At 71.0% G+C, this 25,266-nt stretch carries 23 protein-coding genes; 13 read left to right on the top strand and 10 right to left on the bottom strand.

The window, feature by feature from the left end; genetic code table 11:
- Positions 1–137: 137 nt before the first annotated feature.
- Positions 138–1,055, bottom strand: a complete 918-nt coding sequence (locus IE278_RS35625; RefSeq protein ID WP_189778740.1) for a DUF3558 family protein — start codon at positions 1,053–1,055, stop codon at positions 138–140.
- 149 nt (positions 1,056–1,204) lie between these two features.
- Positions 1,205–2,071 carry a DUF3558 domain-containing protein gene (locus tag IE278_RS35620; RefSeq protein ID WP_189778818.1) on the bottom strand — a complete coding sequence of 289 codons (867 nt, stop codon included), beginning with the start codon at positions 2,069–2,071 and terminating at the stop codon, positions 1,205–1,207.
- 206 nt (positions 2,072–2,277) lie between these two features.
- On the opposite strand from IE278_RS35620, the gene IE278_RS35615 reads away from it, so the two are divergent.
- Entirely contained in the window at positions 2,278–3,471 is a 1,194-nt protein-coding gene (locus IE278_RS35615; RefSeq protein WP_189778738.1) for an RtcB family protein, read from the top strand.
- 120 nt (positions 3,472–3,591) lie between these two features.
- Here IE278_RS35615 and IE278_RS35610 read toward each other — a convergent pair whose 3' ends face one another.
- Positions 3,592–4,386, bottom strand: a complete 795-nt coding sequence (locus tag IE278_RS35610) for an SDR family NAD(P)-dependent oxidoreductase (protein ID WP_189778737.1) — start codon at positions 4,384–4,386, stop codon at positions 3,592–3,594.
- Positions 4,387–4,799: 413 nt separating this feature from the next.
- On the opposite strand from IE278_RS35610, the gene IE278_RS43110 reads away from it, so the two are divergent.
- The 3 genes from IE278_RS43110 to IE278_RS35595 all read left to right on the top strand — a co-directional run bounded on the left by IE278_RS43110 (position 4,800) and on the right by IE278_RS35595 (position 7,247).
- Positions 4,800–5,195, top strand: a complete 396-nt coding sequence (locus IE278_RS43110; RefSeq protein WP_362007138.1) for a hypothetical protein — start codon at positions 4,800–4,802, stop codon at positions 5,193–5,195.
- Positions 5,196–5,475: 280 nt separating this feature from the next.
- Positions 5,476–6,582 carry an LLM class flavin-dependent oxidoreductase gene (locus IE278_RS35600; RefSeq protein WP_189778735.1) on the top strand — a complete coding sequence of 369 codons (1,107 nt, stop codon included), beginning with the start codon at positions 5,476–5,478 and terminating at the stop codon, positions 6,580–6,582.
- Positions 6,579–7,247, top strand: a complete 669-nt coding sequence (locus tag IE278_RS35595; RefSeq protein WP_189778733.1) for a CE1759 family FMN reductase — start codon at positions 6,579–6,581, stop codon at positions 7,245–7,247. The genes IE278_RS35600 and IE278_RS35595 overlap by 4 nt, the downstream gene beginning before the upstream one ends.
- Positions 7,248–7,475: 228 nt before the next feature.
- Here IE278_RS35595 and IE278_RS35590 read toward each other — a convergent pair whose 3' ends face one another.
- A complete protein-coding gene (locus IE278_RS35590; RefSeq protein WP_189778814.1) occupies positions 7,476–8,795 on the bottom strand; it encodes a glycosyltransferase family 4 protein in 1,320 nt (439 codons plus the stop codon).
- 237 nt (positions 8,796–9,032) lie between these two features.
- Here IE278_RS35590 and IE278_RS35585 point away from each other — a divergent pair, with 237 nt between their 5' ends.
- Positions 9,033–9,758, top strand: coding sequence for a response regulator transcription factor (locus IE278_RS35585; RefSeq protein WP_189778732.1), 726 nt, complete (start codon positions 9,033–9,035; stop codon positions 9,756–9,758).
- On the top strand, positions 9,759–11,201 hold the full coding sequence (locus tag IE278_RS35580) for a sensor histidine kinase (protein ID WP_246571201.1): 1,443 nt from the start codon (positions 9,759–9,761) through the stop codon (positions 11,199–11,201). It begins immediately after the preceding gene.
- Between the two features lie 142 nt (positions 11,202–11,343).
- On the opposite strand, the gene ppk2 is transcribed toward IE278_RS35580, so the two are convergent.
- From ppk2 to IE278_RS35565, 3 genes are read right to left on the bottom strand one after another with little or no spacing between them, the layout of a single operon-like run.
- Entirely contained in the window at positions 11,344–12,237 is an 894-nt protein-coding gene (gene ppk2, locus IE278_RS35575) for a polyphosphate kinase 2 (RefSeq protein ID WP_189778730.1), read from the bottom strand.
- A 48-nt stretch (positions 12,238–12,285) separates the two neighbouring features.
- Positions 12,286–12,519 carry a hypothetical protein gene (locus IE278_RS35570; protein ID WP_189778728.1) on the bottom strand — a complete coding sequence of 78 codons (234 nt, stop codon included), beginning with the start codon at positions 12,517–12,519 and terminating at the stop codon, positions 12,286–12,288.
- A gap of 37 nt (positions 12,520–12,556) precedes the next feature.
- Positions 12,557–13,699: an inorganic phosphate transporter gene (locus tag IE278_RS35565; protein ID WP_189778726.1), complete on the bottom strand. Its 1,143-nt coding sequence runs from the start codon at positions 13,697–13,699 to the stop codon at positions 12,557–12,559.
- Positions 13,700–14,017: 318 nt separating this feature from the next.
- Here IE278_RS35565 and IE278_RS35560 point away from each other — a divergent pair, with 318 nt between their 5' ends.
- Together IE278_RS35560 and IE278_RS35555 are read left to right on the top strand one after the other, a co-directional pair.
- Positions 14,018–14,842, top strand: a complete 825-nt coding sequence (locus IE278_RS35560; RefSeq protein ID WP_189778724.1) for an ABC transporter ATP-binding protein — start codon at positions 14,018–14,020, stop codon at positions 14,840–14,842.
- Positions 14,843–14,847: 5 nt separating this feature from the next.
- Positions 14,848–16,161 carry an ABC transporter permease gene (locus tag IE278_RS35555; RefSeq protein WP_189778811.1) on the top strand — a complete coding sequence of 438 codons (1,314 nt, stop codon included), beginning with the start codon at positions 14,848–14,850 and terminating at the stop codon, positions 16,159–16,161.
- 72 nt (positions 16,162–16,233) lie between these two features.
- Here IE278_RS35555 and IE278_RS35550 read toward each other — a convergent pair whose 3' ends face one another.
- The 3 genes from IE278_RS35550 to IE278_RS35540 all read right to left on the bottom strand — a co-directional run bounded on the left by IE278_RS35550 (position 16,234) and on the right by IE278_RS35540 (position 20,018).
- Positions 16,234–17,931, bottom strand: a complete 1,698-nt coding sequence (locus IE278_RS35550; protein ID WP_189778722.1) for a methyltransferase — start codon at positions 17,929–17,931, stop codon at positions 16,234–16,236.
- Positions 17,932–17,993: 62 nt separating this feature from the next.
- A complete protein-coding gene (locus tag IE278_RS35545; RefSeq protein WP_189778809.1) occupies positions 17,994–19,157 on the bottom strand; it encodes a 4-hydroxybenzoate 3-monooxygenase in 1,164 nt (387 codons plus the stop codon).
- Positions 19,158–19,355: 198 nt separating this feature from the next.
- On the bottom strand, positions 19,356–20,018 hold the full coding sequence (locus tag IE278_RS35540) for a hypothetical protein (protein ID WP_189778720.1): 663 nt from the start codon (positions 20,016–20,018) through the stop codon (positions 19,356–19,358).
- Positions 20,019–20,157: 139 nt separating this feature from the next.
- On the opposite strand from IE278_RS35540, the gene hemL reads away from it, so the two are divergent.
- The 5 genes from hemL to IE278_RS35515 all read left to right on the top strand — a co-directional run bounded on the left by hemL (position 20,158) and on the right by IE278_RS35515 (position 25,266).
- Positions 20,158–21,477, top strand: coding sequence for a glutamate-1-semialdehyde 2,1-aminomutase (gene hemL / locus IE278_RS35535; RefSeq protein WP_189778718.1), 1,320 nt, complete (start codon positions 20,158–20,160; stop codon positions 21,475–21,477).
- Positions 21,474–22,148: a histidine phosphatase family protein gene (locus IE278_RS35530; protein ID WP_189778716.1), complete on the top strand. Its 675-nt coding sequence runs from the start codon at positions 21,474–21,476 to the stop codon at positions 22,146–22,148. Before hemL ends, IE278_RS35530 begins: the two co-directional genes overlap by 4 nt.
- Positions 22,149–22,563: 415 nt before the next feature.
- Positions 22,564–23,814 carry a polysaccharide deacetylase family protein gene (locus IE278_RS35525; RefSeq protein ID WP_246571197.1) on the top strand — a complete coding sequence of 417 codons (1,251 nt, stop codon included), beginning with the start codon at positions 22,564–22,566 and terminating at the stop codon, positions 23,812–23,814.
- A 54-nt stretch (positions 23,815–23,868) separates the two neighbouring features.
- Positions 23,869–24,492 (top strand): TlpA family protein disulfide reductase, encoded by a 624-nt coding sequence (locus IE278_RS35520; RefSeq protein ID WP_189778712.1) that lies wholly within the window; start codon positions 23,869–23,871, stop codon positions 24,490–24,492.
- 6 nt (positions 24,493–24,498) lie between these two features.
- The gene (locus IE278_RS35515; protein WP_189778710.1) at positions 24,499–25,266 is read left to right on the top strand and encodes a cytochrome c biogenesis CcdA family protein; all 768 of its coding nucleotides are present in this window, start codon (positions 24,499–24,501) and stop codon (positions 25,264–25,266) included.

Genomic DNA, 25,266 nt, shown 5'->3' with positions numbered 1-25,266 from the left:
ATGTGTACGGGGTGCGGATGCCCGGTACGGGTGGAGCCCGGCCTCCGTCGGGGCCGGGCTCCACCAAATGTCCTGGTCGGGCTGCGAGTCGGACGGCGGTCGAAATGGACGCGCCGGTTCCCGAATCGGGCCCTGTGTCAGTTCTTCTTGGTGGCGGACTTGCTGGGGCCCGCGCTGTCGTCGGAGTCGTCCGAGCCGGCGCCGAGGTCCGAACCCTTGCCGGAACTCTTGCTCGCGGCACCGCTCGGGGACGCGCTCGCACCGGCGTTCTTGCTCGGGGACGCGTCGGAGTCCGCACCGGCCCCGGCTCCGTCGCCGCCGCCGTTGGCGGTCACGACGGCCCGTACGGCTTCCTTCGCGGCCTTCTCCGCCGACTTCGCCAGGTCGGCCGCCTTCGGGGAGTCGTCGCCCGCGAGGCCCGCGCCGTTGTAGTCGACCGTCACGACGACGTTCTCCACGCGCGTCACGAGCGTCTGCTGCTTGAAGGTGCCTTCCTTCTTCTTCAGGTCGTACGTCACCAGCGTCGCCTCGTTGCCCGTGCCGGACACCGGCTGCGACTTGATGTTCTTCGCGTCCTCCACCGCACGCGCGTCCTCGGCGTGCTTCGTGTAGTACTCCGAGGCGAGCTTCTCGCCCGTGCCCCGGGTCTGGTCCGACTCGAACCGCAGCAGCGACACGTTCAGCCAGCGGAACTGCGAACCGTTCACGCCCTTGTTGTCCAGGCTGTCCCAGGAGCAGTTGCCGCGTGTGTCGATGTCTTCGGACTTGCCCTCTTTGCCGGACTTGGTGCCTTCCGGGACGAGGTCCTTCAGTGTCTTCGACGAGAACACCTTGCACGGCTCGGGAAGCTTCGCGTACGTCGCCTCCTTCACCACCGCGGCCGCCTCCGTGGCGGAGGACGACGCCGAGGAGGCGGAGTCCTTCTTCGCGTCGTCGCCGGAGCCGTCGCCGGAGTCCGAGGAGCAGCCGGAGGCGACGAGCATCACCGGGACGGCGGCCGCCCCGACCAGGATGCGGGTGAGTCGCTGACGGGGTCGCTGTACGGATCGGTGCATGGTTCCTTCACTCAAGACGCTCGGGTGTACGTGCGGACGGCCGCGTTCTGTGCCGGACCGCACTCGGTCGGGTCCGAGGAGCCACGGTAGCCCGAACGGGACATGTGTGGCTCAGGTTCCGCCGAGGCCGAAACCCCCGCCGAACGTCCCTAATCGCTGAACGACTCGGCGAGCTGACCCGCCAGTTTCCGCGCCCTGTCCTGCATGTCCTGGCTGCTCGGGACGTCCGTCGTGGTCGCCGGCTGCTCGTCGTACTGGATCGTCACGACCACGTTGGACGTGCGGAACACCACAGTCACCGTCCGCTGCTTGGAGTCGTTCAGCGCGTCGTCGAGGAACGCCGTGTTGCCCAGATCCTCGAGCGTGCGGGGCTGGAGGGCGCTCGGCGTGGAGCCGGGGGCGCCGCCGGAGGGGTTCGTCGAGGGGTCCGTGGAAGGGTCCGTGGAGGGGTCGGCGTCCGCGGAGGAACTGCTGTCGCCGGCGTCGGGGGTCGACCCGGACCCGGACGACTCGGACGACTTGGAGGAGTCGGGTGTCTCAGGTGAGTCGGAGGGTGACGCGGCCGGTGCCGGAAGGTCCGCCGCCACCTCCTTCTTCAGGTAGATCTCCTCCGCGCGGTCGTCGTCGCTCACCGTGTTGTCGTACGAGACCACCCGCTCGAAATCGACCAGCAGATGGTCCGTCGCGGTCGCCGACTCCGCCTTCCAGCGGCACCCGACCTTCCGGTCCGTGTCGTACGTGACCGTCGCCGTGCCCTCGTAGGCCCTCTCGCGCTGCTCCTCGTCCGTCAGCTGCTCGATGCCCGGCAGCAGCGAGTCCAGGGTGCTGTGCGACACCGCGCCGCAGGGCTCAGGGAGTGTGCGGTACTTGCCGGGCTGTGCCGCGGCGGCCGTCGACGTCGTGCCGCCCGGCTTCGGGTCGTCCTGGCCGCCGCCGTCCGACGAACCGCCGGTGCAGCCGGCCAGCAGCGCCGCGAGGAGCGCGGCGACGCCGGGTACGTACGCCTTCCGCTGCACGGTGGGGCTCCTCTCGACGGGTCGCTCGACTGTGCTCACGACCAGGGTGTCCTGTGGTTATTCGGTTGCCGCACGGGGGTGGGCCCTGGAGACAATGTGTATCGCACGCACTGCCGTGGACGCCGGTCCGTTGTCCCAAACGTTGGCCTTGGCGCCGGTTTTGCGATTTAAGACTTCTGTTGGTTTTCCGGGGGAATGAGGACGATATGTCGTACGTGGAGATGCCGGGGGCGAAGGTTCCGATCCGTATGTGGGCGGACCCGGCGTCGGTGGAGGACGTGGCGATGCAGCAGCTTCGCAACGTCGCCACGCTCCCCTGGATCAAGGGCCTGGCCGTCATGCCGGACGTGCACTACGGGAAGGGCGCGACGGTCGGATCGGTCATCGCGATGCGGGGTGCGGTGTGTCCGGCGGCGGTCGGGGTGGACATCGGCTGCGGTATGTCCGCGGTCAGGACGTCCCTGACGGCCAACGACCTGCCGGGCGACCTGTCCCGGCTGCGGTCGAAGGTGGAGGAGGCGATTCCGGTCGGCCGGGGGATGCATGACAGCCCGGTCGATCCCGGCGGCTTCCACGGCCTCGCCACCCGGGGATGGGACGACTTCTGGGGGCGGTTCGACGGGGTCGCGGAAGCGGTGAAGTTCCGTCAGGGGCGGGCCACCAAGCAGATGGGCACCCTGGGCGGCGGAAACCACTTCTGGGAGCTCTGCCTCGACTCGGACGACTCCGTCTGGATAATGCTGCATTCCGGTTCCCGGAACATCGGCAAGGAACTCGCGGAGCATCACATCGGTATCGCGCAGAAGCTCTCGCACAACCAGGGGCTGATCGACCGCGACCTCGCCGTATTCATCGCGGACACCCCGCAGATGGCGGCGTACCGGCACGATCTCTTCTGGGCGCAGGAGTACGCGAAGCACAATCGCGCGATCATGATGGCGATCTCCAAGGACGTCGTCCGCCGGGAGTTCAAGAAGGCGAAGGTGACCTTCGAGCCGGAGATCTCGTGCCATCACAACTACGTGAGCGAGGAGCGGTACGAGGGCATGGACCTGCTGGTCACCCGTAAGGGCGCCATTCGCGCGGGCTCCGGCGAGTACGGCATCATCCCGGGCTCGATGGGCGCGGGTTCGTACATTGTGAAGGGTCTCGGAAACGCGAAGGCGTTCAACTCCGCGTCGCACGGCGCGGGTCGGCGGATGAGCCGTAACGCGGCCAAGCGCCGGTTCACGGTCAAGGACCTGGAGGAGCAGACGCGGGGCGTGGAGTGCCGTAAGGACTCCGGTGTCGTGGACGAGATCCCGGCCGCGTACAAGCCGATCGATCAGGTCATCGACCAGCAGCGGGATCTGGTCGAGGTGGTGGCGAAGCTGAAGCAGGTCGTGTGTGTGAAGGGTTGACGCATCCACGCTGTGTGAATTCACGTGGCGTGACATCCATGCCGCATGAACTCATGTGAATTCATGCGGCATGGACGTCGTCTTACGGCGTTCGTCCCGGGCGGGGCCGGAGGCCCGGCACTACAGCTCCCTGTGGACCTTCGTGTTGGAGGCCTGGGCCCGGGGGCGTACGACCAGCAGGTCGATGTTGACGTGCGAGGGGCGCGTGACCGTCCAGGTGATCGTCTCGGCGACGTCCTCGGCGGTGAGGGGCTCGGCCACCCCCGCGTAGACCTTCGCCGCCTTCTCGGTGTCGCCGCCGAAGCGGGTCAGGGCGAACTCGTCGGTCCTCACCATGCCGGGGGCGATCTCGATGACCCGGACCGGAGTGCCGACGATCTCCAGGCGCAGGGTCTCGGCGAGAACGTGCTCGGCGTGCTTGGCGGCCACATAGCCGGCACCGCCCTCGTAGGTGCCGTGGCCCGCGGTCGAGGAGACGACGACCACCGTGCCGTCACCGGACGCGGTCAGCGCCGGGAGGAGGGCCTGGGTGACGTTCAGCGTGCCGATGACGTTCGTCTCGTACATCTGGCGCCACTCCGCGGGGTCGCCGGACGCGACCGGGTCCGCGCCGAGCGCGCCGCCCGCGTTGTTGATCAGGACGCCGATCTTCTTGAACGCCGTCGCGAACTCGTCGACCGCCGCACGGTCGGTGACGTCCAGCGCGTAGGCCATCGCCTCGCCGCCCGCCGCGCTGATCTCCTCCGCGAGCGCCTCGATACGGTCCTTGCGGCGGGCCGTGAGGACCACCCGGTAACCCGCCGCCGCCAGCTGCCGGGCCGTCGCGGCACCGATTCCGCTGCTCGCGCCGGTGACGACGGCGATACGGGACGCGGCGGCGGGCGCGGTGGACGCGGCGGATGCGGGGGCGGTCATGGGGTGCTCCTCGGCGGAGGGGGGGCGGGCGGGGCGCACTGGGGCCGCCGCTCGCTCGTACGGTCGATTGCTCTCCCGGCCAGGATAGGCGGGCGGGACCGGTGGGGCGGGCGGACGGGCGGGGGTCACGGCCGTCGGCGACGTGCGGCGCCGCGGACGTCTCACCTGATGGGCGGCGCTCGTCGGGCGGCCGGGGTGGCATACATGCGGTGACCCACGGGGTCAGGGACGTGACACACGGCGGGCCGACGCGGAGGACATGAGAGATGCGCAATCTTTGTGGGCGGGTGGGGGCCACTGCGGCCGTCACGGCCGCCTTTGTGGTTGTTGCGGCTGTGGTGGGTGGAGCAACTCTGGCGCCCGCAGCGGCTGTTGCGGCCGGTCTGGGGGCGGCGGGGTCGGTGGGTGCGCGCGTGGCGGGTGCGCCCGAGGCCGATCTTGCCTTTCACGGGCGGCTGTGGATGGACGGCGGGCAGGTCGAGCTGCGGATGACGCCGCAGAACCACGGCCCCTTCGGGGTCGCCGACGCGACGGTCCGGCTGCGCTGGTCGGCGCCGCTCGCGGACGAGCAGCGGCTGCCGGCTGGCTGCGCACGGTCGGGCGCGCGGACCGTGCTGTGCCGGACGGGTGCGCTGCCCGCGGACGGCTGGGGGCGGACGCTCACCATGGCGGTACGGCTGAGGGGTGAGCCGTCGGAGGTGGTGCTCGGCATCGACACGGTGTGGGGTGGCGGGGCGGTGGACCGCAACCACCGGAATGACCGGCAGGAGGTGCTGGTGCTGGACACGGGGGACAGCTACGTCTTCTAGCGTCCAGGACGTGGGGGTGCGCCGTTCCCCGCGCCCCTTTGGGGCGAAAGGCGAAAGATTGCGCCGTTCCCCGCGCCCCTCTGGGGTGAAAGGCCCAAAAGATTGCGCCGTTCCCCGCGCCCCTGAAAGGTCCCCCGGGGCCCCGGGGGGGGCGCGGGGAACGGCGCGGCCAGCCTCAACCGGGCCGCAGGTGGGAGTGGGGGGGGTGGGGAATAGTCCCGGGTGAGGGGGCGTTTGTGGGTATAGTTGAATCGTCAACAACCTGGAGGATGAGGTAGCCATGCAGTTCGGGATCTTCACCGTCGGCGATGTCACGCCGGACCCCACCACGGGCCGGACCCCGACCGAGCATGAGCGGATCAAGGCCATGGTCGCCATCGCGCAGAAGGCCGAGGAGGTCGGGCTCGACGTCTTCGCCACCGGCGAGCACCACAACCCGCCGTTCGTGCCGTCGTCGCCGACCACCATGCTCGGCTGGGTCGCCGCCCGCACCGAGAACCTCATCCTCTCCACCTCCACCACCCTCATCACCACCAACGACCCGGTGAAGATCGCCGAGGACTTCGCGATGCTCCAGCACCTCGCGGACGGGCGCGTGGACCTGATGATGGGGCGCGGCAACACCGGCCCGGTCTACCCCTGGTTCGGCAAGGACATCCGCCAGGGCATCAACCTCGCCGTCGAGAACTACGCCCTGCTGTACCGGCTGTGGCGCGAGGAGACGGTGACCTGGGAGGGCAAGTTCCGTACGCCGCTGCAGTCGTTCACCTCGACGCCGCGGCCGCTGGACGGCGTACCGCCGTTCGTCTGGCACGGCTCCATCCGCTCGCCCGAGATCGCCGAGCAGGCCGCGTACTACGGGGACGGGTTCTTCCACAACAACATCTTCTGGCCGGCCGACCACACCAAGCAGATGGTCGAGCTGTACCGGTCCAGGTACGCGCACTACGGGCACGGCACACCGGAGCAGGCGATCGTCGGACTCGGCGGGCAGATCTTCATGCGGCGCAACTCGCAGGACGCGGTACGGGAGTTCAGGCCGTACTTCGACAACGCGCCGGTGTACGGGCACGGGCCGACGCTGGAGGAGTTCACCGAGCAGACGCCGCTCACGGTCGGTTCGCCGGAGCAGGTCATCGAGAAGACGCTGGCCTTCCGGGACTACGCGGGTGACTACCAGCGGCAGTTGTTCCTCGTCGACCATGCGGGTCTGCCGCTCAAGACCGTGCTGGAGCAGATCGACATGCTGGGTGAGGAGGTCGTGCCGGTGTTGCGCGAGGAGTTCGCGAAGGGGCGGGCGGCGGGGGTGCCGGAGGCGCCCACGCACGCGGCCCGGGTCGCTGCCGCCGCCGCGGCCGAGGCCGGGCAGGAGGTGGCCGCGTCATGAAGCTGGTCGTCGTCTCGGCGGGGCTGAGTGTTCCGTCGTCCACGCGGTTGCTGGGGGACCGGCTTGCCGCGGCGGTGGTGGGGCGGGCCCCTGCGGGGGCCCCGGCCGAGGTCGAGGTGGTCGAGTTGCGGGATCTCGCGGTCGAGATCGCGCACAACCTCACCACCGGGTTTCCGGGGCCGGCGCTTCGAGCCGCTCTCGACGCGGTGGCTGCCGCGGACGGGCTGATCGTGGTGACGCCGGTCTTCTCCGCCTCGTACAGCGGGCTGTTCAAGTCGTTCTTCGACGTCCTGGACCGGGACGCGCTGGCGGGTAAGCCGGTGTTGGTCGCGGCGACCGGGGGGTCGGCTCGGCACTCGCTGGTGCTGGAGCACGCGATGCGGCCGTTGTTCGCGTATCTGCGGGCGGTGGTGGTGCCCACCGGGGTCTACGCGGCTTCGGAGGACTGGGGTGCGGAGGGGCTGGCCGAACGGATCGAGCGGGCCGCGGGGGAGTTGGCCGCGCTGCTGGGGATCGGTGGGCCTGCCTTCGCCTCTGCCTCTGCTCCCGTCCCCGGGCCCGCCCCCGTGCCCCTGCCCGCGGCGCGGGGGAGTGAGTCCGTGCGGGTCGGTGGGTTCGATGTGGTCCCGTTCGCGGAACAGCTTGCCGCGGTGCGGTCCGAGTAGGAGAGGGCTCGTCGCGTCTGGCCGGGCCGAGTGGCCTGGGGGTTGGTTGTCGGGTGCGGGTGCGGGTGCGGGTCGGTGGGGCGCGCAGTTTCCCGCGCCCCTCGCGGGGGGCTTTGGGGGCGCGGGGAACCGCGCGCTCAGCCGTCACTCGCCTCGGCGGTGGATCCGGGACGCGTCAGCTGCCTCTCAGGGGCGGCAGGGATCGTGGCCCCGACAGGCGGGGCCCGTTCAGGGCCCCGCCGTCCTCGTGCCGTCGCTGTTGAGCTGCGGCTGGGGGCGGCCCGGGAGTACCCGGCGCAGCCTGCGGATCCGGCGGCGCGCCCAGCCGGCCGTGCGGGCGCGGGTGCGGGCCCAGGAGCGACGCGGGCGGGTCGACCTGAGCTCGGTGAACAGCGCCTCGTAGCGCGCCACGATCGGCTCGGCGTCGTAGCGGTGGGAGCCGGCCAGGGCCGCCGCCCCCATCGCCCGGCGCAGCGGCTCGTCCGTGATCAGGTCGAGCATCGCCTCGGCCAGCGCGCGGGAGTCGCCCACCGGGACCAGCCGCCCGTCGACGCCCTCGGTGATGATCTCCGCCGGCCCCAGCGGACAGTCCGTGCTGATCACCGGCACCCCGCACCGCATCGCCTCGACCAGCGTCATCCCGAACGACTCCGCGTCCGAGGCCGACACCACCATCGCCGACTTCGCGAACTCCGCCTCGATGGGGGTGCGCGGACCCATGAGGCGTACGTGCTCCGACAGGCCGAGGCCGGTCACCAGGTCCTGGAGGTGGTCGCGCTGCGCGCCGCCGCCGTAGATCCGCAGCCGCCAGTCCGGTTCCTTCGAGGCGACCGCCGAGAAGGCCTCGATGAGCAGGTCGAAGCGTTTGCCGGTGACCAGCCGGCCCGCCGCGGCCACCACCTTCGTCGTCTCGTCGCGGGTGATGCCCTCGGGCGCCGGCACGATGTTCGGCACCGCCGCGACCCGGACGCCCGGCAGGGTCATCCGCCGCCGGTACACCTCCGCGTCCGCCTCCGTCGTCGTCACCACCGCGTCCAGCCGCCGGTAGTGCCGTGCCAGTACACCGCGCAGCCGCTTGCTGTGCTGGTCGTGCCGCAGGTGTTCCTGGGCGATGCGCAGGGCCCGGCGCGGCGCGAAGAGGGCGACGTAGACGTTGATACCGGGCCGGGTGCCGATGATCACGTCGGCGTCGCAGTCCGTGAGGTAGGCGGCGGCCCGCAGGTCGGTCAGCCGGGTGTACTGCTCGTACCGCTTCTCGGAGGCCGGGAAGTCCGTGGCGGGCCGGGCGTAGTCGGGGTCCGTGAGGTCCGCGCTGCCGTCCCGTTCGTCGACCAGCGGTACGACCGTGATCCGCGGGTCGACGGTGAACCGCGGCTCGTCCCGGTGCCGCCGCATCGACACGATCTCCACGTCGTGGTGGTCGGCGAGCGCCGCCGCGAGGTTGAGCGTCGTACGGACGGTCCCCCCGATGGCGTACGCGTTGTGCAGCAGGAACACGATCTTCGTGCGGCCCGTGCGGCGGTTACGGCCGTGCCTCGTACGGCTCATTGGCTTCGCGGTCTCCTCGCCCGCCGTACGCTCCGTGCGTTCCGTACGCTCCGTGCGTCCAGTGCGCTTCATCGGTGCGTGGCCCTCCCCGTCGCGGCGCTCGCCCCCGGCACAGGGGACACAGTGGCGGGGCGAGGTAAGCCACCGGTCCCGGCGGGGTGAGAGCCGGGTAAGAGGCCCGGCCGTAACGCCCCTTCATCAGGTAGTACGTAGAGAAGGGCTTGGCAGACTGGTCCCGTGCCCCACAATCTGCTGCTCGCCGAGGACGACCGCGCGATCCGCCACGCCCTGGAACGGGCCCTGAGCCTGGAGGGATACGAGGTCACCGCCGTCGCCGACGGTGTCCAGGCGCTCGCACAGGCCCACCGCACCCCTCCTGACGTGCTCGTTCTCGATGTGATGATGCCCGGCATCGACGGCCTCCAGGTCTGTCGGGTGCTGCGCGCCGAGGGCAACCGCACCCCCATCCTGATGCTCACCGCGCTCGTCGAGACCGCGGACCGCATCGCGGGCCTGGATGCCGGCGCCGACGACTACGTGGTCAAGCCCTTCGACGTCGAGGAGGTCTTCGCCCGGCTCCGGGCCCTGCTGCGGCGCACGGGCGCCTCCGACGACGTACCCAGCGAACCGCAGCGCGCGCCCGATGGCCAGATCGCCGCCGCGGGTCTGCGTATCGATCCGCAGGCCCGGCGGGTCTGGCGGGGCGCGCGGGAGATCGAGCTGACGCGTACCGAGTTCGACCTGCTGGAGCTGCTCGTCCGCAACGCGGGCATCGTCCTGGACCACACCACCATCTACGACCGCATCTGGGGCTACGACTTCGGACCGGGGTCCAAGAACCTCGCCGTGTACGTCGGCTACCTGCGGCGCAAGCTCGACGGGCCCGGTACGGCCGGTGTGCCCGCCGCGCCCTCACTGATCCACACCGTGCGGGGCGTGGGGTACGTGCTGAGGGAGGACTGAGTGCGGCCCACGGGGGTGCGGACCGGGCGGGTCGGCCGGGTCGGGCGGTGGGTGGCGCGGGCCCGGCTGTCGTCGCTGCGGACCACCTTCACCGTGTCGTTCGCGGCCGTCGCCGCGGCCGTCACCGTCCTCGTCGGCTTCCTGTCGTACGACGCCGCCGCCCGGCTCGTACGCGTGGACCAGCAGACCGTGTTCGAGGGCGTCGTACAGGACCTGCTCGACGAGGTGCGCCGCAACCCGCTGGAGCCCGCGGACTTCGCCACCGCCGGCGCCGACGGCGGTCCGCGCGGCGAACTCGTCCGGCCCAGCGGCACGGTCGTCCAGGTCCTCGGGCCGGACGGGTCGGTCGTCGACCGGGGCCGCACGCCGCTGCCCGTGGACGCCGCCGACCGCCCGATCGCGGCCGCGCAATCCGCCGGGCGGCTGGTGGAGCACCGGGACGTCGACGTCGGCGACGACGTCTACCGCGTCGCGACCGTCTCGCTCGGCGGCGGACGGGGCGCCGTACAGGTGGCGCAGGAATTCAGCGGTACGGAGGACCTGCTGCGCGACCTCCAGCAGCGGACCGTGCTGCTGGTGGGCGCCGTGGTGACCGCCGCGGGGCTCTTCGGCTGGTGGCTGGCCCGGCGCATCACCTCGCGGCTGGTGCGGCTCGCGGGGGCCGCCGAAGACGTGGCGCGCACCGGGCGGCTCGGGATCCAGGTGCCGTTCGCCGGGTACGACGAGGTGGCCAGACTCGGCCGTTCCTTCGACCGCATGCTGGGCCGGCTCGCCCAGTCCGAGGACGACCAGCGGCGTCTCGTCCAGGACGCCGGACACGAGCTGCGTACGCCCCTGACCTCGCTGCGTACGAACATCTCGATCCTGCGCCGGATCGACGAACTGCCGCCCGCCGTGCGCGAGGAGCTGGTCGACGACCTCGCCCAGGAGTCCCGCGAGCTGACCGACCTGGTCAACGAGCTGGTCGCGCTGGCGGCCGGCCAGTCCGACACCGAGCCGCCGCGGCGGGTGACCCTCGGCGACCTCGCGGACGACGTGGCGGTGGCGGCACGCCGGCGCACGGGGCGGACCGTGACGGTACGGGTCGCCGGGGACACGGTGGTCGACGGGCGGCCCGCGGCACTGCAGCGGGCGATGTCCAACCTGGTGGACAACGCGGCGAAGTTCGACCGCGGCGGGAGCGGGCCGATCGAGCTCGTCGTGACGCGCGCCGACCGTGACACCGTCCGGGTCGAGGTCCTGGACCGGGGGCCCGGCATCGCCCAGGAGGATCTCGACCGCGTCTTCGACCGCTTCTACCGCGCACCGGACGCACGGAGCCTGCCCGGTTCCGGGCTCGGCCTCTCGATCGTCCGGGAGGTGGCGGCGGCGCACGGGGGAGAACCGTTCGCCGGCCGCAGGAAGGGCGGCGGCTCGGCAACGGGCTTCACGGTCGCCGGCTGACCGGGGTGGGCGGGGTCGTCGGGGCCGGCAAGGCCCATGAGGCATGCGAGGCCAGCGGGGCCAGCACGGCCAATGAGGCCCGTGGGCCGGTGACGCCTGCGGAGCCCGCGAGGCCGCGGGACCGACCGAGGAGCGGCGTCGGTTACCAGCCCTCCCTCAGGTCGTCGTCCTCGCCCTCCTCCAGGAGGGTTGCCGCCTCGCCCACCACTCTCGGGTCCGGTTCGCCGACCACCTCGTGGTCCTTGTCCGTGTAGTCGAAGCGGGCCAGCACACTGCGCATGGCCTCGACGCGGGCCCGCTTCTTGTCGTTGCTCTTCACCACGGTCCACGGGGCCTGCTCGGTGTCCGTCTCGCGGAACATGGCGACCTTCGCGGCCGTGTAGTCGTCCCACAGGTCCAGCGAGGCGAGGTCCATCGGGCTGAGCTTCCACTGCCGTACGGGATCCACCTGGCGGATCGTGAAACGGGTGCGCTGCTCGCCCTGCGACACCGAGAACCAGAACTTCACCAGATCCACGCCGTCGTCGACGAGCATCCGCTCGAAACCGGGCGCCTGCCGCATGAAACGGCGGTACTCGTCGTCCGAGCAGAAGCCCATGACCCGCTCGACACCCGCGCGGTTGTACCAGGAACGGTCGAAGAGCACGATCTCCCCGGCGGTCGGCAGGTGCTCCACATAGCGCTGGAAGTACCACTGCCCGCGCTCGCGCTCGGTCGGCTTCTCCAGGGCCACCACCCGGGCGCCGCGCGGGTTCAGATGCTCGGTGAAGCGCTTGATCGTGCCGCCCTTGCCGGCCGCGTCCCGCCCCTCGAAGACGACGACGAGCCGGCGCCCCGTCTCCTTGATCCAGCCCTGCAGCTTCAGCAGCTCGATCTGCTGCAGCCGCTTGTGGAGGTCGTACTCCGCGCGCTCCATGCGCCGCTCGTACGGGTAGTTCTCGCGCCAGGTGTCCACCGGGGTGCCGTCCGGCCGGATCAGCACCGGGTCGTCGTGGTCGCTGTAGTCGACGCTCATGCCACTCAGCAGCTCGGTCATGTCTCTCCCAGGAGTGTCAGTGCGGACTGTCGGCGCAACCGCCAGGTGTCAGTGGAACTGCGGCACGATCAAGTAGATCCCGTACGCCACGACGGCCGCGCACGCCAGGAAGCAGAGCCCGGCCACGCCCAGGCCCACCGCGTCGGTGGCGCCGTCGCCCTCCCGCGCCGCCTCCGCGCGTGCCAGGCCCAGCACACCGAGGGCGAAGACGACGACCGTCGCGACCGTGACTCCCGTACTCACCGCGGCGACCTCTGCGAGGCCGGTCCAGTCCAGCTGCATCGTTCGGTACTCCCCTCACTGCGTGACGTGAACCGGTTCAGGCGGAGGCCGGGGCCGGACCGCGGAGGCCCACCTCGTGGGTCTCGTTGACGTTGGACGCGTGCACCGGGTCGCGGCGCGACACGAGGACGATGAAGGCGGCCACGGCGAGTGCCACGAGGGCGATGACCACGATGCCGAAGTTCCCGCCGTGCGTCACCACGCTCGCGGACAGGCCGCCGACCAGCGCGGCGGCCGGGAGTGTCACCAGCCACGCCAACACCATCCGTCCTGCCGTGCCCCACCGCACCTCGGCAAGACGCCTGCCCAGACCCGCGCCGAGGATGCCGCCGGAACACACCTGCGTGGTCGACAGCGCGAAACCGAGGTGCGCGGAGGTCAGGATCACCGCCGTGGAGGACGCCTCCGCCGCGAAGCCCTGCGGCGACCGGATGTCGGTGAGCCCCTTGCCCATCGTCCGGATGATCCGCCAGCCGCCCAGATATGTACCCAGGCCGATCGCGAGCCCCGCCGACGCGATCACCCACAGCGGCGGCCCGGCGTCGTGCCCGAGCGCCCCGGCCGAGATCAGGGTGAGCGTGATGACGCCCATCGTCTTCTGCGCGTCGTTGGTGCCGTGCGCGAGCGAGACCAGCGACGCCGAGGCGATCTGGCCGAGCCGGAACCCCTTCGTCACCGACTTCTCCCGGGACCTCGCGGTGATCCGGTACGCCAGGTACGTGGCGATCAGCGCGGCCACGCCCGCCACCAGCGGTGAGGCGACCGCCGGGACCAGTATCTTCTCGACGACCTTGTCGAAGTGCACGCCGTGTGCGCCGGCGCCCACCCACACAGCCCCGATCAGCCCGCCGAACAGCGCGTGCGACGAGCTCGACGGCAGGCCCAGCAGCCAGGTCGTCAGGTTCCACAGGATCGCGCCGACCAGCCCGGCGAAGATCATGCCCGGGGTCACGAGGGTGTCGTCCACGATGCCGCCGGAGATCGTCTTGGCGACCTCGGTGGACAGGAACGCGCCGACGACGTTCAGGACGCCGCTGATCAGGACGGCCGTTCTGGGCCGCAGGGCACCGGTGGCGATGGAGGTGGCCATCGCGTTCGCCGTGTCGTGGAAGCCGTTGGTGAAGTCGAAGGCGAGGGCCGTGACGATGACGACAGCCACGAGGAACGTGATGTGGTCCATGGGTGCGATGGAAGCAAGCGGAGGCATACGGACGGCGACGTCCAGGCAAAGGGCCTGCAAGCGTGTGGCAAGGGCGGCGCCGAACGGAAGCCCGCCGCACCCGGGTCCGACCGGGGCCGACGGGGCCGTCAGAGGGCCGACCGGGAGCCGACCGACGGCCGTTCGGGGGTCTCCCGGGGGCGGGGGTGTCGCTGAGTACACCCCCCGATACGGGTTCTGCGCCCCATGTGCCCGCCGCCCCTTCTCCGTAGCGTCTTTCGCGGGGCACAGGCAGTGCCCGACAGGGGGCGCGGACCGTGCCCGACGGAGGCTGATGACATGTTTCGCCGAACCGGAACCGAGCGAACCGGGCGAACGGATCGAACCGATCGACGTGTTCAGGACCACGGCACGGGCGCCGCCGAGCCGGCCCTGCGGCTGGTCAAGGTCAGCAAGACGTACGGGAGCGACGACAGCGCCGTGACCGCGCTGGACGAGGTGACGCTCAGCCTGGCGAGCGGCACCTTCACCGCGGTGATGGGCCCCTCGGGCTCCGGCAAGTCCACGCTGCTGCAGTGCGCGGCGGGGCTCGACCGGCCCGACAGCGGCATCGTGATGGTCGACGGCGCGGAGATGACCGGCGGCACCGAGGCCGAACTGACGAAGTTCCGGCGCAACCGGATCGGCTTCGTCTTCCAGCAGTACAACCTGCTCGACACGCTCACCGTGGCGCAGAACACGGTCCTGCCGCTGAAGCTCGCCCGGCGCCGCGTGCACCGGGGCCGGGTGCGGGAGACCCTGACCGCCGTCGGTCTCGGCGACCGCCTCGGCCACCGGCCCGACCAGCTCTCCGGCGGCCAGCGCCAGCGCGTCGCCATCGCCCGCGCCCTGGTGACCGAACCGAGCGTGATCTTCGCCGACGAGCCGACCGGCGCCCTGGACACCCGCAGCGCGCGGGACGTCCTGCGGCTCCTCCAGGACGCGGTACGCGTCCACGGCCGTACGGTCGTCATGGTGACCCACGACCCGGTTGCCGCCTCGTACGCCGACTCGGTGCTGTTCCTCGCCGACGGCCGGCTCGTGGGCGAGATGCGCCGGCCGACCGTGGACGCGGTGGCCGAGCGCCTCGCGCACGTCGGCGACGACGTGATGGCGGGGGCGTGACCATGATGTTCGTGCTGGCCATGCGTTCCGTCCGGCAGCGCCCCGGGCGCTTCGCCGCGACCCTGCTGTCCGCGTTCCTGGGCGCGGCGATCATCATGACGTTCAACTCGATGCACGACACGGCCGGTGCGCCCGGGGTCGACTCCGTGAGCGCGGAGACCCTGTCCACCGCGGCGGGCGTCGTCGGCGGCTACGGCACCCTGCTGGTGTTCTTCGCCGTCGCCTCCACCCTCACCGTGAACGTGCGCCAGCGCTCCGCCGAGATCGAGCTGCTGCGCTGCTCCGGGGCCACGCCCGCGCAGATCAAGCGGATGGTCGTCGGGGAGGCAGTGGCCGTCGCGCTGGTGGGCGCGCTGCTCGCCATCGGCCCCGCGATGCTCGGCGGGAGGGTCCTGCTCGACGTCTTCCAGGACAGCGGGCAGGTCGCCGAGTCCGTCGACCACACCTTCGGGCCCATCGCCCTGTACTCCGGTCTCGACATCACGGTGCTCGCGGCGGCGGGGGCGGCGTTCCTCGCGGTGCGCCGGGTCACCACCGGCCGGCGCCGGTCCCGGGAGAGGGGGCGCACGTTCCTCCTCCGTGGGTCCCTGGCCCTCGGCGGCCTGTCGATCTGCGCCACCTTCGTGCTGTCCTCGACGGACGCCGCGCTGATGGCACCGCCCGCGTACGGGGCGATCCTGCTCTCGGTCGGCCTGGCGCTCCTGTCGCCGAGGCTGCTGCGGGCGCTGCTCGGCCGGCTGCCGCTGACGGGGCCGAGCGGCTACCTCGCCGTACGCGGCCTGCGCGTGCGGGTCGCCCAACTGTCCGGTGTCCTGGTGCCGTTGACCCTCTTCATCGGCATGGCCACGGCGACGCTCCAGATGCAGGCCGTCGAGAACGACGCGATCGACGCCGCGGGTGTCCCCAAGTCGGTCGACGCGAAGAACCTCGAAACGCTCAACCTGACGGTCGTCGGCATCATCGTGGTCTTCTCCTGCATCATGCTGGTCAACTCCCTGTACGCGGCGACGACCTACCGGCGCAAGGAGTTCGGGCAGCAGCGGCTCGCGGGGGCGACTCCGGGGCAGGTCCTCGGGACGGTGGGCATCGAGTCGCTGATCCTCACGGTGACGGGGGTGCTCTTCGGTACGGGGGCCGCGCTGGCCGGGATCGTCTCCTTCACGACGGTTCGCACGGACGCGGTCCTGCCGGACGAAGGTCTCGGGATCTGGCTCGGGGTCGTGGCGGTGGGCGCGGCGGCGACGATGGGAACGAGCCTGCTCACGGCGTGGCGGGTACTACGAACCCCACCCATCACCACGGTAGCGCTGGCCGCTTAGGGTGCCGTTCAAAGATTGCGCCGTTCCCCGCGCCCCTTATGGGGGCGCGGGGAACGGCGCAGTCTTTTGTCTTTAGGGGCGCGGGGAACTGCGCGGGGCTTTGCGGGCGTGCAGGACGTGGGCGTCCAAGGGCAGGGGCGCACGGCTCAGGAGGCTGAGGCCCGCGTCCGCGAACAGGCGGGCGTAGTGGTCGGCGGTCCGCTCCCGCCCCCCGACGTTGCACATCATGTGCAGATCCCACGCAGTGGCCAGCGAGGCCGCCCCGTCGACAGGCAGCACGCGCTCGACGACGAGCAGCTCGGCCGCGTCGGACATCGCACGGGCGCAGTGCCGCAGAATCTCCCGGCAGCGGTCGTCGTCCCAGTCGTGCAGAACCCGGGACAGGACATAGACGTCACACCCCGCGGGCACGTCCGCGAAGTCGCCGCCCACAAACGTGCACCGCTCCGCGTGCCCGGCCGAGCCGAGGAGGCGCCGGGCGTTCTCGACGGTCCGCGGCCGCTCCAGCAGACAGCCGCGCAGCCGGGGGTGCGCGGACAGGATCCGGCCGAGCAGTTCCCCGTTGCCACCCGCGATGTCGACCACGGTGGCGCCTTCGGGCGCCGAGGCGAGGACCGGGTGCGCGGGCAGCGGGTCGAACATCCGCGCCCCGGCGGCCATCGACAGGTCGAAGAGTTCGGCGAGTTCGGGGTCGCGGGCGAAATGGTCGAAGTGGTTCTCGCCGAAGTGCCGCTCGAAGGCGACCTGGCCGGTGCGCACGGTGTGCCCGAGCCCGGCGAAGGACTCGTAGAACGGTCCCCCGTACATCAGCGCCAGCGGTCGCATCGAGCCTTCGGCGTCCGCGCGCAGCAGCGCGCCGGTGTCCGTGAGCCGGAACCCGTCGCGGCCCTCGCTCACCACGCCGAGCATGGTGAGGTAGCGCAGCAGGGTGGCCAGGTTCGGTGCGAGGGCGCCGACCTCCCGTGCCAGGTCCGCCAGGCCGACGCCGCGCTGCCGGTCCATCGCGTCGGCCACCTCCAGCCGTGCGAACGCGGCCAGGGCCTGGGTCGTCCACGCGCCGGTCAGCAGGCGCAGCAGGGTCTCGGCGTGCTGCGCCCCACGGTGGGTGTCGTCGAGGTGGGCGGCGAGGACGTCACGGTGGTCGCCGGGGACGTACAGCTCCACGCGCCGGTGGCCGGCCTTGGCCTCGGCCGGCGCGGTGAAGTAGAACACCGTGCCGTTCTCGTGCGGGTTGTAGCCGCCGCCGTCGGGGGTGGCGCCGTACCGTGCGAAGACCGCGCACAGGCCGCGCAGCACCAGCGGGTCCGGTGCCTCGACCTCGAAGGCGACATGGGTCTCGCGCTGCCCCTCCCGCTCCTGCGCGGCGACCGTGTCGAGGTCCGACCCCGGCGGCACGGTCAGCGCGAACACCTCGACCATGCGCCGCGTCCCGTCCGGGCACCGCACCACGGGCCGCAGGATGCCCACGTCGAGTTCCGCCGCGGGGCGCTCGTGGCGTACGGCGAGCCGCTCGCGTACGACGACGCTCGGCCGGGGTGGCGCGTCCACGACGAGTCCGCAGTCGGCGAGTGCGGTGTACAGCGCGGCCTCGTCCGGCGGGAAGACGAGCAGGGCCGCGTGCGAGAAGGCGCAGCGCTCCACCAGGGCCCGCAGCTCCGGGCCGTCGAGCCCCGGGAGCAGGAGCGGGAGGAGCGTGGCGGTGTCCTGTTCCTTGACGAACTCGACCGTCTCGCGCAGACGGGACGTATCGCCCGACAATGCCGTGATCACTGCGGGTGGATCCTCATTCCGGGGTTCGGATGACTGCGTACGGGCGGGTGGGGTGGGGCGGGCTAGATGCCGACGTAGTGCTCGGCGAACCAGTCCTGCTGGCTGCGGGAGGTGCGCAGCGAGGTGAGGCGGGAGCGGCGCAGGGAGTTGTGGAACAGCGACTCGCCGTCCGTGCCGGACGGGCCGTGCAGCAGCCCGATCATCCAGTGCGAGAACTCCTGCGCACGCCAGATGTGGGTCAGACAGCGCGCGGAGTAGGCGTCGAGGCCCGCGGGGTCGCCGAGGGTGAGGGCGTCGGTCAGGGCGTCGGCCAGGGCCGCCGCTTCGAGGACGGCGAGATTGGCGCCCTTGGCGGCGGACGGGCTGATCAGTCCGGCGGCGTCACCGGCGAGGAACAGCGCGCCGTGGCGCAGCGGTTCGAGCACGTCGGACTCCAGGTCGACCACGGAACGCTGCACCACGCGCCCGCGGCGCAGCGGGCCGTACTCCCGTGCCCGCATCCGCAGTTCCAGCTCCTCCCAGATCCGCTCCTCGGACCAGGAGCCGGCCGGGGTGCCCCGCTCGCACTGCAGGTAGTAGCGGGTGATCTCGCTGGTACGGGCCATGTGTCCGGCGAACCCGCGCTCGTGGACCGCGTATCCGACGGCGTCCAGGCTGGGCGGTGCCTCGGCGAGCAGACCGAGCCAGGTCACGCCGTGATCGCGGTGGTGGCGGACCGTGCCGGCCGGCAGTGAACGCCGGGCCGCGCCGTGCCGTCCGTCGCAGCCGGCCACGTACCGCGCCCGCCACCGCAGGGGCCGCCCGTCGGCCTCGCGGGCGGACACCTCGGGCCGCTCGCTGTCGGCGTGGTGCACGGCCACGGCCTCGGTGCCGAACCTGATCTGTCCGCCGCGGGCCAGGAACCGCGTCAACAGGTCGGACACCAGGTCCTGTTGGGGGTAGACGGTGTGCCGTTCCCGCTGCCCGAGCCCGCCGTAGTCCAGCCGGAACCGGCCGTCCCCGGTACGGAACTCGCAGACGCCGTGGACCTGCCCGTGCCGGCGCAGCCCCTCGGCGAGACCGTGCCGTTCCAGGGTCCGTACGGTGCCGGCGGCCAGGAACCCGGCACGCGCCCGGGTCCGCAGGTGCGCGCGCTCGGCCCGCTCCAGGACCACGCAGCCGATGCCCCGGTCCACCAGGATGTTGCCGAGCACGAGTCCGGCGGGACCGGCCCCTAGGACGGCCACATCAGTCGTGCGGCCGACCGGCTCCGGGCGGCTCTTCCCGTCTGTCACGGGACGAGATATTAAGGAGCCCAAAACCGGTCAGTGCACCTGATTCACCCGAATGCGCGGCTCGAACGACAAAGCGGGCGATCATACGGAACACCGCGCCGCGCCGAGTCCCCGCGTGAGGCGCCGCGGCACGATCCGGTCAGCGTCGGCTCAGGGCCAGACCAGGCAGTACGGCTGATGCCCCGCCTCGTGCAGACGGTGGCTGAAGTCCTGCCACTCGTGGAGGAGTTGATAGACGTTGTACGCGTCACGCGGGCCGCCGCGGTCCGGGACCGTCGACCAGATGAAGGCTGCCGCGCCCACGGCCTCCTCGCCTATGCCGCGGAGCGGGTCGACGACCGTCATGGGGAGCCTGACGACGGCGTAGTCGGGGTGCAGGACGACCAGTTCGAGCGGGGGCACCTTGTGCAGGGGTATGCCCTCGATGCCGGTGAGGACCATCGCGGCCATCGTCTCCGGCTTGATCTTCGTGAACATGCCGTTCATACCGAGCTCGTCACCGCCGAGCTCCTCCGGGCGCATGGAGATGGGGACGCGGGCGGCGGTCGCGCCGTCCGGTGCCCCGAAGTATTTGTAGGTCACCCCCACCCGGCCACCATTCCCGCTGCTTCCTGGCCTGAGCTGGTCTGCCCCGCGGTCCGTGTAGTCCATACCGTCCATACGCGCGGACGGGTCGATCCGCTCAGGTTCGCCCTGCGATCCCTGTGCCTGCCGTGCCTCGGCCGCCTCCGCCTCGCGCCGGTGCTTCCCCCGCCGGGCACGCCGAGGACCGAGGTCATCGGTCCCCTCGCCCAGTCCGCCACCGCGATGCATATCTCCACCCGACTGCTTTTCTAGGGTGCGCGACCCCCGCCACGCAACCCGATCATCGTGACAGTGACCTCCCCCACGGCCGCACGCCGAAACGTGCGTTGAAACACCTGTCCGCAGGATCTTCGCAGCCTCTGACACCATGGTCCGTGTGAGCTATCCGTACGAAGCCCCAGTTTCGCAGACTCTTTTCGACCGTGCGGCGGCCGTGACGCCCGGCGGCGTGAACTCTCCCGTCCGCGCGTTCCGCGCCGTGGGCGGTACGCCCCGGTTCATGGTGTCCGGTAACGGTCCATACCTGACCGATGCCGACGGGAGGGAGTATGTGGACCTCGTTTGTTCCTGGGGGCCGATGATCCTCGGCCACTCCCACCCCGAGGTCATCGAGGCCGTCCAGGCCGCCGTCTCCCGCGGCACCTCCTTCGGTACGCCGGGGGAGGGCGAGGTCGCGCTCGCCGAGGAGATCGTCGCTCGCGTCGCGCCCGTCGAGCAGGTCCGGCTGGTGTCCAGCGGCACCGAGGCGACCATGTCCGCCATCCGACTCGCGCGCGGGTTCACCGGGCGCGCCAAGGTCGTGAAGTTCGCCGGCTGCTACCACGGGCACGTGGACGCCCTGCTGGCCGCCGCGGGCAGTGGGCTCGCCACCTTCGCGCTGCCCGACACCCCCGGCGTCACCGGTGCCCAGGCCGGGGACACCATCGTCCTGCCGTACAACGACCTCGAAGCCGTGCGGGCGGCCTTCCGGGCGCACCCCGGCGAGATCGCCTGTGTGATCACCGAGGCCTCGCCCGGCAACATGGGTGTCGTGCCGCCGCTGCCCGGCTTCAACCAGGGACTCAAGGACGCCTGCGCGGCGGACGGCGCCCTGTACATCTCCGACGAGGTCATGACCGGCTTCCGTACGAGCCGGGCCGGCTGGTACGGGGTCGACGGTGTCGCGCCCGACCTCATGACCTTCGGCAAGGTCATGGGCGGCGGCTTCCCGGCCGCGGCCTTCGGCGGGCGGGCGGACGTGATGGGGCACCTCGCGCCCGTCGGTCCCGTCTACCAGGCCGGCACGCTGTCCGGGAACCCCGTCGCGACCGCCGCGGGCCTCGCCCAGCTGCGGCTGCTCGACGACGCCGCGTACACCCGGCTCGACGCGGTCTCCGAGCAGATCCGTACGCTCGTCACGGACGCCCTCACCAAGGAAGGTGTGGTGCACACCCTGCAGAACGCGTCCAACATGTTCTCCGTCTTCTTCACGGGGGAGGACGTACGTCATTACGAGGACGCGAAGACGCAGGAGTCGTACCGCTTCAACGCCTTCTTCCACTCGATGCTGGCGCAGGGCGTCTACCTGCCGCCGTCCTCGTTCGAATCCTGGTTCGTGTCGACGGCGCACGACGACCGGGCGGTACAGCGGATCGCCGACGCCCTTCCGGCGGCGGCACGGGCAGCAGCGGAGGCCACGGCAGTATGAGTGACATCACCGTCGTACACGTGATGCGGCACGGCGAGGTCGAGAACCCGGACGGGCTGCTCTACGGGCGGCTGCCCGGCTACCACCTGTCCGAGCTCGGACAGCGGATGGCCGAGCGGGTCGCCGAGCACCTCGCGCCGCGTGACATCACGCACGTCGTCTCCTCCCCGCTGGAGCGGGCCCGCGAGACGGCCACGCCGGTCGCCGAGACGCACGGTCTCGACCTCGCGACCGACGCGCGGCTGATCGAGGCGGAGAACGTCTTCCAGGGCAAGACCTTCGGGGTCGGGGACGGGGCACTGCGCAACCCCGAGAACTGGAAACACCTGGTCAACCCCTTCAAGCCGTCCTGGGGCGAGCCGTATCTGGAGCAGGTCGTACGGATGATGGGAGCGCTGGACGCGGCGCGGGACGCGGCGCGTGGGCACGAGGCCGTGTGCGTCAGCCATCAGTTGCCGATCTGGATCGTGCGGTCCTTCGTGGAGCGGCGGCGGCTGTGGCACGACCCGCGGAAGCGGCAGTGCACGTTGGCGTCGTTGACGACGTTCACGTACCGGGGGGACAAGATCGTGTCGGTGGGCTACACGGAGCCGGCACGGGACCTGGTACCCGCGCACCTGCTGGCCGGCGCCAAGCCGGTACGGGGCAAGTCGAAGGCGTTCGGCGCGTAGGCGCTGCGCTGGCTGGGCTTGTTCGCATGGTGCGGGTGAGCGGGGGTGGGGTTGCGCAGTTCCCCGCGCCCCTAAAAGCCCAAAAGTGGGGGCGGGGGGCCTAGGCGAGACCCCCCGGGCCCCGCCCCTTCAGGGGCGCGGGGAACTGCGCGGTTCACCTCCACGGGGCCCGCAGTCAAACGGCGTACCCCCGGGCCCCGCCGCTTTAGGGGCGCGGCTCGCCCCCTACGGCCCGCAGTCGAACAGCGGGTGGTCCCGTTCCTTACCGCGGAGCGGTTCCCTCGCGTTCGTCACAAGTTCGCCATCCGAGCGTCACCGAAATATCTGAGTGTGTCGGGGAACCCCCCTCTTCGTCGTGCCCTCTAACCACGTGTCCAGATTGCTTGGGCGCCGAGCACGACGAATGGGGACGGAAATGCGCGACATCAGTCGAAGGGGAATGCTGGGCCTGGGAGCCGGGGCCGGAGCCGCGGCCGCCATGGGGATCGCCGGCTGCGGCACCGCTCTGGGAGGCGGCTCCACCGGCGTCGGTGGTTCCGGAAAGCCTGGTGACAGCAGTGCCGGCCGTCCCGCCCGTCCCCTCGGTGACGGCTCCACCACCTTCACCGGCAAGCAGCCGAAGCAGCCCGAGAAGCCCGTGCCCCTTGAACCCGGCGAAACCCCGCCGCAGTTCGTCGTCTTTTCCTGGGACGGCGCGGGAGACGTAGGCAACGGACTCTTCGAGCGATTTCTGAAGCTCTCGGAAGAGCATGACGCGCGAATGACGTTCTTTCTCTCCGGGCTCTATCTCCTCCCCGAGTCGAAAAAGCGGAAGTACCTTCCGCCGAACAACGCGCCGGGCGCGTCCGACATCGGTTATCTGACGGACAGCCACATCAAGTCGACGCTGAAGAACCTGCGCCGGGCCTGGCTCGACGGGCACGAGATAGGCACCCACTTCAACGGCCACTTCTGCGGCGGCACCGGCACGGTCGAGAACTGGACGCCGGCCCAGTGGCGCAGCGAGATCGACCAGGCGAAGAGCTTCGTCAAGGAGTGGCGTACGAACACGGGCTGGAGCGAGAAGGAGGTGCCCTCGTTGCCCTTCGACTACGAGAAGGAACTCGTCGGCGGCCGCACCCCCTGCCTCAAGGGCCAGGACAACCTGCTGCCCACCGCCCGCGGGCTGGGCTGGCGCTACGACGCCTCCTCGCCCGGCGGCACCCAGGTCTGGCCGGGCAAGAAGGAAGGCGTCTGGGACCTGCCGCTCCAGGCGATGCCCTTCCCCGGGCACACCTTCGAGGTCCTCTCCATGGACTACAACATCCTCGCGAACCAGTCGGTCAACTCCACCCAGGCCCCGCCCGCCAACTACCCGGCCTGGCGCAGGCAGGCGACCGACTCGTACATAGCGGGCTTCACGCGTACCTACGAGACGAACCGCGCCCCCTTCTTCATCGGCAACCACTTCGAGGAGTGGAACGGCGGCATCTACATGGACGCCGTCGAGAACGCGCTGAAGCACATCGCGGGCAAGAAGGACGTCCGCATGGTGTCGTTCCGCCAGTTCGTGGACTGGCTCGACGTGCAGGACACGGCCGTCCTGGAGAAGCTGCGGACCCTGGGTGTGGGGGAGGAGCCGGCCGGTGGCTGGAACGCGTTTCTCGGGCGGCACCAGGCCGCCTGAGCGGCGTGAGGGGGGTGCGCAAGATCCCCGGAACGGACATGCGAAACTTTTCACATGAGTGCCGCCAGCCGTGCCGTCCAGCGCACCGACCGGACCCGTAGCCGCGCCGCCGCAACTACCGGAGCGGCCGTCGCCGCGGCGCTGCTCCTGTCCGCGTGCGGATCAGGGGGCAAGTCCGGCGGGTCGGGTGACACCGGTTTCGTCACCGGCTCCGACGGCATCGCCACGGTCGACAAGGGCAGCCGCGCGCAGGCGCCCGAGCTGTCGGGCAGGACCATCGACGGCAAGCAGCTCGACGTCGCCGACTACAAGGGCAAGATCGTCGTCCTGAACGTCTGGGGCTCCTGGTGCGGCCCGTGCCGCCTGGAGGCCAAGAACTTCGTCAAGGTCTCCGAGGACCTCAAGGACCAGGGCGTGCAGTTCGTCGGCATCAACACCCGGGACACGAGCACCACTCCGGCGATCGCCTTCGAGAAGGCGCACGGCGTCGAGTACCCGAGTCTGTACGACCCGACGGGCAAGCTGATGCTCCGCTTCGAGAAGGGCACGCTCAACCCGCAGACGATCCCCTCCACGCTCGTCCTCGACCGGGACGGGAAGGTCGCCTCGCGGTCGCTGTCCGCGCTCAGCGAGGACAATCTGCGCAAGATGCTCAAGCCGATCCTCGCGGAGAAGTGACCGCTCGTGTCTCTTCTCGTGGCCGCGGGCACCGACCCCAACCAGACCGTCCTCACCGGGGCGCTGGTACTGGCCATCCCGATCGCGCTCCTCGGCGGACTCGTCTCCTTCTTCTCCCCCTGCGTACTGCCCCTCGTGCCCGGCTACCTCTCGTACGTCACGGGAGTGAGCGGCACCGACCTCGCCGAGGCGCGGCGCGGGCGGATGGTCGCCGGGGCCTCGCTGTTCGTCCTGGGCTTCACCGCCGTGTTCGTCTCCGGCGGGGCGCTCTTCGGCTACTTCGGCTACACCCTCCAGGAGCACAAGGACACGATGTCCAAGGTGCTCGGCGTCCTCATGGTCCTCATGGGGGTGTTCTTCCTGGGGATGATGCCCTGGCTGACCCAGCGCGAGTTCCGCTTCCACAGGCGGCCGGTCGCCGGTCTGGTCGGGGCCCCGCTGCTCGGCGCGCTCTTCGGGATCGGCTGGACGCCCTGCATCGGACCGACGCTCGCCTCCGTGCTCGCGCTCTCCTCCGACCAGGCGAGTGCCGGCCGCGGGGCCATACTGACGGTCGCGTACTGCGTCGGTCTGGGCGTGCCCTTCGTCGTCGCCGCCGTCGCCTTCCGCAAGGCGCTCGGCGCCTTCGGCTGGGTCAAGCGCCACTATGTGTGGGTGATGCGGATCGGCGGCGGAATGATGATCGCGACCGGTCTGCTCCTGCTGACCGGCGCGTGGGACGGCATCGTGCAGGAGATGCAGGGCTGGTCCGACGGCTTCACGGTAGGGATCTGA

The sequence above is a fragment of the Streptomyces tauricus genome, assembly GCF_014650955.1.
GTDB classification, from domain to species: Bacteria; Actinomycetota; Actinomycetes; order Streptomycetales; family Streptomycetaceae; genus Streptomyces; species Streptomyces tauricus.
This window is presented reverse-complemented; position numbering and strand designations above follow the sequence as displayed.